Source organism: Variovorax ginsengisoli, from assembly GCF_030811835.1.
Classification (GTDB): Bacteria; Pseudomonadota; Gammaproteobacteria; order Burkholderiales; family Burkholderiaceae_C; genus Variovorax; species Variovorax ginsengisoli_C.
This window is the reverse complement of the sequence record NZ_JAUSRO010000001.1, coordinates 459,648-469,582: the sequence shown is the minus strand read 5'-3', so window position 1 is coordinate 469,582 and position 9,935 is coordinate 459,648. Positions and strand designations below refer to the sequence as shown.

At 63.3% G+C, this 9,935-nt stretch carries 11 protein-coding genes; 2 read left to right on the top strand and 9 right to left on the bottom strand.

Annotated elements, in window-relative coordinates:
• Positions 1–75 precede the first annotated feature (75 nt).
• Positions 76–282: an RAD55 family ATPase gene (locus J2W36_RS02165; RefSeq protein ID WP_307688012.1), complete on the bottom strand. Its 207-nt coding sequence runs from the start codon at positions 280–282 to the stop codon at positions 76–78.
• Positions 279–758: a hypothetical protein gene (locus J2W36_RS02160; RefSeq protein ID WP_307688011.1), complete on the bottom strand. Its 480-nt coding sequence runs from the start codon at positions 756–758 to the stop codon at positions 279–281. Before J2W36_RS02160 ends, J2W36_RS02165 begins: the two co-directional genes overlap by 4 nt.
• Positions 759–989: 231 nt before the next feature.
• Between J2W36_RS02160 and xth the strand changes: the two genes are divergently transcribed.
• On the top strand, positions 990–1,775 hold the full coding sequence (gene xth / locus J2W36_RS02155) for an exodeoxyribonuclease III (RefSeq protein ID WP_307688010.1): 786 nt from the start codon (positions 990–992) through the stop codon (positions 1,773–1,775).
• Positions 1,776–1,884: 109 nt separating this feature from the next.
• Positions 1,885–2,313 (top strand): hypothetical protein, encoded by a 429-nt coding sequence (locus J2W36_RS02150; RefSeq protein WP_307688009.1) that lies wholly within the window; start codon positions 1,885–1,887, stop codon positions 2,311–2,313.
• A 10-nt stretch (positions 2,314–2,323) separates the two neighbouring features.
• On the opposite strand, the gene ntrC is transcribed toward J2W36_RS02150, so the two are convergent.
• The 7 genes from ntrC to J2W36_RS02115 all read right to left on the bottom strand — a co-directional run bounded on the left by ntrC (position 2,324) and on the right by J2W36_RS02115 (position 9,932).
• A complete protein-coding gene (gene ntrC, locus J2W36_RS02145; RefSeq protein WP_307688008.1) occupies positions 2,324–3,913 on the bottom strand; it encodes a nitrogen regulation protein NR(I) in 1,590 nt (529 codons plus the stop codon).
• Positions 3,914–3,935: 22 nt separating this feature from the next.
• Complete coding sequence (gene glnL, locus J2W36_RS02140) at positions 3,936–5,012, bottom strand: nitrogen regulation protein NR(II) (protein ID WP_307688007.1); 1,077 nt, start codon at positions 5,010–5,012, stop codon at positions 3,936–3,938.
• 1 nt (position 5,013) lies between these two features.
• Positions 5,014–5,541, bottom strand: coding sequence for a hypothetical protein (locus tag J2W36_RS02135; protein ID WP_307688006.1), 528 nt, complete (start codon positions 5,539–5,541; stop codon positions 5,014–5,016).
• Positions 5,542–5,682: 141 nt separating this feature from the next.
• Complete coding sequence (gene glnA / locus J2W36_RS02130) at positions 5,683–7,098, bottom strand: type I glutamate--ammonia ligase (protein ID WP_307688005.1); 1,416 nt, start codon at positions 7,096–7,098, stop codon at positions 5,683–5,685.
• A 146-nt stretch (positions 7,099–7,244) separates the two neighbouring features.
• Positions 7,245–8,045, bottom strand: a complete 801-nt coding sequence (locus tag J2W36_RS02125) for a competence/damage-inducible protein A (protein ID WP_307688004.1) — start codon at positions 8,043–8,045, stop codon at positions 7,245–7,247.
• Complete coding sequence (locus J2W36_RS02120; RefSeq protein WP_307688003.1) at positions 8,042–8,923, bottom strand: EI24 domain-containing protein; 882 nt, start codon at positions 8,921–8,923, stop codon at positions 8,042–8,044. The genes J2W36_RS02125 and J2W36_RS02120 overlap by 4 nt, the downstream gene beginning before the upstream one ends.
• A gap of 37 nt (positions 8,924–8,960) precedes the next feature.
• The gene (locus J2W36_RS02115) at positions 8,961–9,932 is read right to left on the bottom strand and encodes a sterol desaturase family protein (RefSeq protein WP_307688002.1); all 972 of its coding nucleotides are present in this window, start codon (positions 9,930–9,932) and stop codon (positions 8,961–8,963) included.
• Positions 9,933–9,935: the final 3 nt, after the last annotated feature.

The following is a 9,935-nucleotide window of genomic DNA, read 5'->3' as shown; positions in this document are numbered from 1 at the left end:
CGACGGTATCCGTATTCCTAGTCGTATTCACAGTCCTACTCCTATCTTCAAAGATAAGCGATAGACCGTGTCCTGTCATTCAAGGGGCCAGCTCATGAAATAAATGGCCGGACGATCGATCGTAGCAAGCGCGAACATGATCTGGTGCGCAAGCGTGGTCTTGCCTGAGCCCGGTTGCCCGGCGATCAGATTGAAGGAGTATTCGGGCAATCCGCCCCCGAGGATGTCGTCGAGGCCGGGTACGCCTGTCTTGAGCCGGTTGATGACCAGCTTGCCTGTCATCGCGTTTCGTCCTGTGTGGTTGATCCGCTCAGAAAATCAACCCAGACAGGTCGCAGCAAGCGTTCGGTGAGCGAGGGACCGATCAAGCTGGAGAGGAGCGCATAGAAGTCTCTGAGGACAGCGGTCCCAGCTTTCCCTGCGTCCATGGGCTCTTGCTGGGCCAGGGCATTCATGAGGGAACAGACATCGATGGCGGTCCTGTCGCTCGCTGGTGAATCAGGCAGCCAAGAATATTTTTTCTTGGCGAGGTGCAGCGACCGCTTGTAAAGCGCCGCAACACCACGCTGTCCGAGGATGGGAGACAGGGCTTGCTCGATCGCGGCAAAGGTGGTCCCGACGATCTGCGCAATGCGGTCCGAGGAGCGCCCGGCTGTAGGAATATCCGTGAAGTAGCAGGTGATTCCGTCGCCTTCTTCGTCCGGTGCGGATGCCGTTGTGGTGCTTGACTCAGTAATCGATTCATGGAACTGCGTCATGCCAACTTTCTGTTAGTGAGTGAGCAAACAGAGATCAGACTCTCCCGTCGGCCCGAAAGTAAAACGTAGCCACAGCCCGGTGTAACCAACAATGGAAGGCTCGTCTGTTCGCTATCGTACATATCGGGTGGGGCCGCCCCCGGCCGCCAATCGATACGCTGGGAGTGCTGGCAGCGCCCGGCAAAATGCCAGTGAAACGAAAATCAACAAAAACAAATATTTAGGATTCTTATGAAAATTGCCACCTGGAACGTCAACTCCCTCACCGCCCGCCTCCAGCATGTGCTGGACTGGCTGGCAGCCAACCCGATCGACGTGCTCTGCCTGCAGGAGCTCAAGATGACGGACGACAAGTTTCCGCTCGACGTGCTCAAGGCCGCGGGTTACGAGGCGGCTGTGTTCGGCCAGAAGACTTACAACGGCGTCGCCATCCTCAGCCGCACCGCCTCGCGCGACGTGGCGCGCAACATCGAAGGCTTCACCGACGAGCAATCGCGCGTGATCGCCGCCACGCTCGACACACCGGCCGGCCCCGTGCGCGTGGTCAATGGCTACTTCGTGAACGGACAGGCGCCGGGCAGCGAAAAGTTCGCCTACAAGATGAAGTGGCTCGACGCACTGCGCGAGTGGCTGAGGGCCGAACTGGCCATGCATCCGCAGCTCGTGCTGCTGGGCGACTTCAACATCACGCCGGAAGATCGGGACAGCTTCGACCCCGACGGGCTGCGAGAAACCATCCATCACACGACCGAGGAGCGGGAACACTTCAAGGCGCTGCTGGGCCTGGGCCTGACCGATGCGTTTCGCCTGTTCGAACAACCCGCCAAGAGCTATTCGTGGTGGGACTACCGCATGCTCGGCTATCCGAAGAATCGGGGCCTTCGCATCGACCACATCCTCGTGAGCGCACCGCTGGTGCCCAAGGCGGTGGGGTGCGTGGTCGACCGCGTGCCGCGCAAGTGGGAAAAGCCAAGCGACCACGCACCCGTGGTGCTGGACCTTGCCCTGGCCGGCTGAAATGGGGTATTGCCGCCTCATTCCTGTGCGAGCCGCTGCGGCGCTGGTCACCGCACTCTGCCTGGCCGGATGCGCGGGTTGGCCCAACAAAGCGGGCGGGGACGCGTCGATGTCCAAGGATGACGACCCGACCCTCCCTGCCGCAAGTGGCAGCGGCCCTTCGGCACGCGTACCCAGCGTGCGCCTGATCACGGCGCAGACACCGGCGGTGCGCGCGTACCGCAAGATGGCGGCGAACCACCTCTACAAGGTCTATTCGGACCGGATTTTCAAGGGCAAGCTGCCACCGCTCATGCACGCGATCACGGTGGTGGAAACGGACATCGACGCCACCGGCCGCGTAACCGGCGTCTACTTTTCCCGTGTGCCCAGCCATGCGCCCGAAGTGCCCGCAGAAATCGAAGCGTTGATCCGCGCAGCGTCTCCCCTGCCCAACCCGGGACGGCTGGGCGGCCACACCTATGTCGATACGTGGCTATGGGACCGCAGCGACAAGTTCCAGCTGGACACGCTGACCCAGGGCCAGCGCGACCGCTGAACCTCGTCGTTCATTCCAAGCCGAGTTCCTGGATCTTGCGGGTGATGGTGTTGCGCCCGATGCCGAGCTTCTGCGCGGCTTCGATACGGCGGCCGCGCGTGTTGGCCAAAGCCGTGAGGATCAACCGCGACTCGAAGCGGCGCGAGAGCGCATCCCACACGTCAGTGTGGCCGGCCGAAAGCAATGCCTGGGCTTCGACCTCCAACCCGCTTTCCCAGCCCGCCGAAGCAACCGCATTGGCATCGACAAGGTGGATGGCGGCGGCGCTCGGCATGGCTCCGGGCAAGGCTGCAGGCGCCGTCAAAGGCATCTCGTGGTCGAACACTGCCGCAGGCAGTGCGCCGACAGGCATCGTGGCCGCCATCGGTGTGGCGGCGACCGTCGAAGCCAACGCGGGCATGGCCGTCATCGGCAAGGCATCGCTGGCGCCCACCGCCATCACCTCCGGCGGCAGGTCCTTGGTTTCAATCAATTGCGCGGGCGCCATCACGGTCAGCCAATGGCAGATGTTCTCCAACTGCCGCACATTGCCCGGAAAACCGAACGCCGCCAGACGCACGAGCGCCGGATCGGAAATGCGCTTGGGCTCCACACCCAGCTGCTTGGCGCTTTGCTGCAGGAAGTGGCGCGTGAGCGCAGGCACGTCCTCGCCGCGCTCACGCAGGGCGGGCAACCGCAGGCGGATCACGTTCAGGCGATGGAACAAGTCTTCGCGAAACCCACCGAGCTTGACGCGCTGCTCCAGGTCCTGGTGGGTGGCGGCGATCACGCGCACGTTGGCCTTGACCGAATTGTGACCACCGACGCGGTAGAAATGCCCGTCGCTGAGCACGCGCAACAGCCGCGTCTGCAGGTCGAACGGCATGTCGCCGATTTCATCGAGAAACAGCGTGCCACCCTCGGCCTGTTCGAAGCGACCGCGGCGCATGGTCTGCGCCCCCGTGAAGGCGCCGCGCTCATGCCCGAAGAGTTCGCTCTCGAGCAGGTCCTTCGGGATGGCCGCAGTGTTGATGGCCACGAAAGGCCCATTGGCACGCGGCGAATGCTTGTGCAGCGCCCGCGCGACCAACTCCTTGCCGGAGCCCGATTCGCCGGTGATCAGCACCGTCACGTTGCTCTGCGACAACCGTCCGATGGCACGGAAAACGTCCTGCATCGCCGGCGCCTGGCCGAGCATCTCGGGCGCGGCCTGCATGCGCTCTTCCGATACCTCCTCGCGTTGGCTCTCGTCGACGGCGCGGCGGATCAGTTCGACCGCGCGCGGCAGATCGAAGGGCTTGGGCAGGTATTCGAAAGCTCCGCCCTGAAAGGCCGACACGGCGCTGTCGAGGTCGGAGAAGGCCGTCATGATGATGACGGGCAGGCCGGGATGCTTGGCCTTGATCTTGTCGAGCAGGTCCAGGCCCGAACCGCCCGGCATGCGGATGTCGCTCACCAGGACCTGGGGACCCTGCATTTCATCGTCGGCCGCGGCCTCGAGGGCGGCCAGCACTTCGCGTGTATTGGTGAAACTGCGCGTGGGCAAGTCCTCGCGCAGCAACGCCTTTTCCAGCACGAAGCGGATCGATTGGTCGTCATCTACTATCCAGATCGGCTTCATGCAGCTCCTTGTCGCCTTGCTGCTATGGCAGCGGTATCAATATCTTGAAATCGGTCCGGCCCGGGACACTGTCGCACTCGATCACCCCATGGTGCTGCTGCACGAAGGTCTGAGCCAGCGTCAGTCCGAGCCCTGTTCCGCCATCCCTGCCCGACACCAGCGGATAGAAGATGCGGTCCTTGATGGCGTCCGGCACGCCCGGTCCGTTGTCGATGACATGCAATTCCAGTGCCAGTCGGTACCACTGTTTATTGAAGATCACCTGACGGGCGATGCGCGTCTTGAAGGTGATGCACGCATCGCCGGCCGCACGGCGTTCTGCGAGGGCTTGCGCGGCGTTGTGGACGATGTTGAGCGTGGCCTGGATCAGCTGCTCGCGGTCGCCGCGAAATTCCGGAATCGACACGTCGAAGTCGCGCTCGATGTGCAGGTCCCGCGGAAACTCGGCCAGGATGACCGAGCGCACCCGCTCGCAGACTTCGTGGATGTTCACATCGCCCACCACGTGGGGCCGGCGGTGCGGTGCCAACAACCGGTCGACCAGCGACTGCAGCCGGTCAGCCTCGTGAATGATGACCTGGGTGTATTCAATGAGGTCGCGCGACTCGACTTCCATCTGCAGCAGTTGCGCCGCGCCGCGGATGCCGCCCAACGGGTTCTTGATCTCGTGGGCAAGATTGCGGATCAGCTCCTTGTTGGCCTGCGCCTGGTCGATCAGCCGTTCTTCACGGTCCTGGCGCACCTGCTGCTCGAGCGGCGACATCTCCATGATGAGCTCACCTGCCTTGTCACCATGCGCGAGCGTCACCAGCACCGGCATCGGCTCGTGATTGAAGCGACGCAGATGGGCCTCGTAACGCAGCGTGGCGAAGTCGTTGCTCCGCGCACCCTCGATCGCTGTCGCCAGCACCTGGGGCTCCTGGAAACACACGCCGAAGCGCGAACCCTCCAGCGTGCGGCGCGAGGTGCCCAGCGCGTCTTCGAGCGCGGCATTGGCAAAGAGCACAGCGCCGTCCATCTTGACGACAGCGATCAGCGTGGAGAGCAGGTCGAAGCTCTGAAAGCGCTTGTTGGGCGCCGCGGGTTTGCCGAATGCCATCTCAGTTCCCTAAGGGCGGCAGGCGCCCGAGTTCTCGCCGGATACCGGCGATGTCCATGTCGTTGCGGGCCAGCGCGGCTTTCATCTCTGCCACGCGGTCGAGGTACTTCTGGTGATTGCGTGCTTCGGCCCCCTGCTTTTCGGGCTCGCCGCCGTTGTACTCGCGCTGCAGTTCGGCCTGCCGGGCCTCCGCGCGCCGCAGTTCGGCCTGAAGCACGCTGCGCGCTTCGCCGTCACGCGCGCGTTGCTCGGCGGCGTCAACGCGCGGGCTGCCCGAGGGCGCGCGCGATGCGGCCAAACCGGTTCCGGGATCACCGCTGGGCGCCGGCTGAACGCGCGCACCCGAGGGCCGCGTGCCCTGGATCACCGTCACGTTGCCGCCCTCCATCACCTGGCATTTGCGTTGGCCGGCCACTGCTGCGTTGTTGGTGTATTCGTTGCCACAACGCCAGACACGTTCCTGCCCCATGGCGGGAAACACGAACGCTGCAGTGGCCGCAGGCAAGATCAGCAACGCGATCAATTTCATGGATGAAGGGGTCGTCGGAAACATGAGACCGGATTTTCGTGCATGCCGCGAACCGGACTGAATGTGCGGGGACGCGGCGGGTTCCGCCCAATGAAAAAGGACGGCTTGCGCCGTCCTTTGACTGCCTGGGCGGAGAACCGCTTACAGCGAGTAGTACATGTCGAATTCGACCGGATGGGTCGCCATGCGGAAACGCGTGACTTCCTGCATCTTCAGCTCGATGTAAGCGTCGATGTACGAGTCGGTGAACACGCCGCCCTTGGTCAGGAACGCACGATCCTTGTCGAGGTACTCGAGCGCCTGGTCGAGGCTGTGGCAGACGGTCGGGATCAGCGCGTCTTCTTCCGGCGGGAGATGGTACAGATCCTTCGAAGCAGCCTCGCCCGGATCGATCTTGTTCTCGACGCCGTCGAGGCCAGCCATCAGCAGCGCGGCGAAACCGAGGTACGGGTTCATCAGCGGATCAGGGAAGCGCGCTTCCACGCGGCGGCCCTTGGGGTTGGCCACGAACGGGATACGGATCGAGGCCGAGCGGTTCTTGGCCGAGTAGGCCAGCTTCACCGGGGCTTCGAAGCCGGGCACCAGGCGCTTGTAGCTGTTGGTACCAGGGTTCGTGATGGCGTTCAGGGCACGTGCGTGCTTGATGATGCCGCCGATGTAGTGCAGCGCGAATTCCGACAGGCCGGCGTAGCCGTCACCGGCGAACAGGTTCTTGCCGTCTTTCCAGACCGACTGGTGCACGTGCATGCCCGAGCCGTTGTCGCCCACGATGGGCTTGGGCATGAAGGTGGCGGTCTTGCCGTAGGCGTGGGCCACGTTGTGGATCACGTACTTCTGCAGTTGGACCCAGTCGGCGCGCTGAACCAGCGTGCTGAACTTGGTGCCAAGTTCCATCTGGCCGGCGTTGGCCACTTCATGGTGATGCACTTCGACCGGGATGCCGAGCGATTCGAGCACCAGGCACATTTCCGAGCGCATGTCCTGGAAGCTGTCGACTGGAGGAACCGGGAAGTAGCCACCCTTGACAGCCGGGCGGTGGCCCGTGTTCCCGTGCTCGTATTCCTTGTCCGTGTTCCACGAAGCTTCTTCGGAGTCGATCTTGACGAAGCAGCCCGACATGTCATTCTTCCAGCGCACGCCGTCGAACACGAAGAATTCGGGTTCCGGTCCGAAGAAGGCGGTGTCGCCCAGGCCGGAAGCCTTCATGTACGCCTCGGCGCGCTTGGCCAGCGAGCGCGGATCGCGCTCATAGGCCTTGCCGTCGGCCGGGTCGATCACGTCGCAGGTGAGGATCAGCGTCGTTTCTTCGAAGAACGGGTCGATGTTGGCGGTGTTCGGGTCGGGCATGAGCTGCATGTCCGAGGCTTCGATGCCCTTCCAGCCGGCGATGGACGAGCCGTCGAACGCGTGGCCCGAGGTGAACTTGTCTTCGTCGAAAGCAGAGACCGGCACGGTGACGTGCTGCTCTTTGCCACGGGTGTCGGTGAAGCGAAAGTCGATGAACTTGACCTCGTTTTCCTTGACGAGCTTGAGTACATCGGCGACGGTCTTTGCCATCAGTTTCTCCTGGTTGGATAGGTAGTTAGAAATACGAACGGTAGGAATGCAGTTTCTGTGCCATTGCGTGGGGGCCTGCCGCGTGCCAGTTGTCCATGCAAATCCCCAAAAACAGCCATGAAAGCACTTTATTGGTGCATTCTTCTTCAGCGCACCAATTCGGGTCCCAGCTGAGCATTGAAGGTGCGCAGCCCGTCGAGCAACTGAGCATACGCGGCATCAACGACGCTGGCGTGGCCTTTGACGCCCAATTCGATGTGACGGCCGTGCTCGGGATGATCGACGCTTGGGAGACTGAACACCTTCACGCCCGCATGGCCGGCCTCGATGGCCTCCATCAGAGGCGTGAGCGTCGCTTCCATCGAACCGAATACCACGACCGACTTCTCGAGCATCTGACCGGTCGAAAACAGGTCGGCGTAACGGTCGTCGAGCACGGATTCGATCATCGGCCAAGCCATGACCGGAAAACCGGGCACGAAATGCACGTGCCCCATGCTGAAGCCGGGGATCTTGTTGTACGGATTTCGAATGATCGATGCACCTTCGGGGAACACGCCCATGTTCAGGCGATGCACGTTGTCGGGGCGGTCGGGCTCGTAGGCCGTCCCCTGCTCGCGCGCCGTGTCCTGCATGCGTTCGCGGATGAGCAATTCAGCCTCCGGATGCAGAGCGAGCGGCACGCCGAGCGCTCGGGCCGCGCATTGGCGGGTATGGTCGTCAGGCGTGGCACCAATGCCGCCGGTCGAAAACACCACGTCGCCGGATGCGAAGGCCCGCGCGAGCGCAGCGGTGATGCGCTCGGGCACATCGCCCACATACTCGGCCCAGCCGAGTTGAAGGCCACGGGCAGCCAGCAGCGCAATGACCTTGGGCATGTGCTTGTCCAGACGCTTGCCGGAGAGAATTTCGTCGCCGACGATGATCAGGCCGAAAGTGGGGGTCACGTGATTTCCCGAGATGAGGCAAGCCTGCGTTCAGCGTCGAGCGCGTCCGCAGGCAGCAGGGGTGCGGAAGATGCCGCAGCAGTGCGCTGTGCTCGCAACTGAGCCAGCGCGTCGAGGCCGTAGTGGGCAAACCAGAGCGCCGAGAATGCGAAGACCAGCGTGTAGATCCAGATCGCCAGGGGGATCAGGATGAAGAACGCAGCCGCGAACAGCAAGCCGGAGGCCCACACGATGCTCGGTGCGGCGCCCAGATACCCACAGAGCACGCCGATGGCCAGCAAAGGCAGGCGGTGGGTCCGCAGCAACGTGGCGCGCTCCTCGGCGCTTGCGTGGTCGGCCAGCGCGTCGAAGCTCATCACACGGTAGGTCAGCCAGCCCCAGATCAGCGGTGGCAGCACGAGCACCAAGGGCGGAATGAGCCACAGCGGCATCGACACCACCAGCGCAAGCATCGCCAGCACCGTCAACCCAAAGGAGCGCGCGATGCTCCAGAGCATCGAAGCGCCCTTCTTCTGCTCGAGCCCGGCAAAGCGCCGGTCGGCGACCAGGCGCGTGAGTGCCGGCGACATCAGCGCTGCGACGATCAACAGTGAGAGCACGACGATCATCGGCGTGACCGCGAACACCACCATCAGGGGGGCAAGGAACGCGGTGACGTCCCCTGAGAAGATATTGCCGATCCAGCCCCAGACGGTCGACAGCAACGGCCAAGCATCCAGCGCGCCGCGCGTCCAGGCAACGCTTGCATCCCAGTAGAAATAGGACAGGCCGGCCGCCAGTGCGATCATCACGACCAATGGAGCCAGCGACAGCAGGATCACCCGCGGCAGGAGGCAGTAGGCGACGGCACGCCAGAAGGAGTCGAGAAGAAGACGCATCGGGTGCCGAGGATAACGCCACGCACGCCCTTTGGCGTCAGCCGCGGCCTATCAGACGCCGCAGGCCCAGCCACTGCTGCGCCCAGAAGCCGCGCCCGTAGTCGCGCACGCGACCGTACGCATCGGGCTCGACCTGATCGCGCACGCCTGTGCGGTAATAGCGGGCCTCGAAGTCGACCGTGCGAAACAGCATGTCCCACCAGGGCAGCAACACGCCGAAATTGCGTCCGCCCAGCGTCTGCGGTCCGCGCCGCTCATGACCGATGCCGATGGCATGGTGCAACCGATGAAAGCGCGGGCTGATCCACAGCCGCTCGCCGATCCGTCCGAACGAGAGCCGCAGGTTCGCGTGCTGCAGGCTTTCGCTGAGCTGGGTCAACGCCACCAACGCGATGAACTGGCCCGGCGCCACACCGATCAACTGCGCCACGACCACGATGATGACGTCGTGAATGACATCGTCGAGCAGGTGATTGCGGTTGTCGCTCCACATCGTCATCTGGCGCTGGGAGTGGTGCAGCGAATGCAGTGCCCACCACCAATTGAAATGATGCTGTCCCCGGTGAATCAGGTACTCGAAGAAATCCAGGACCACCAGGTAGATGGCGAACGCGATCCACGGCACGTCGGTCACGCCAGGCCAGAGTTCGTCCAGATGCAGCGTGCCCCAGCCGTGACTGCGCAACAGGCCCATCGTCAGATCGAACAGCGGCTGCATGGCAAAGAAAATGCCCAGACGGAACAGGCCCAGCCGGTGAATGAGCGTGTACAGGATGTCCGTGCGCACGGCACGGCGGTCCACGACCGGTTCAACGGGTCGCCAGCGTTGCAGCGGGCCAATGACGGCCATCAGGACCAGGACCTGGATCAGGCCCACCATCAGCCAGCCCGTCGCGTCGAAGGCGTCTTCGACCCAGCCACCCAGGCCGACCGCATAGACCAAAGGCTGCACCACGGCCTCGAACAGCCATTGCTGTACGTTGGCGAACAGGTCTGTGAACCACTCCATGAA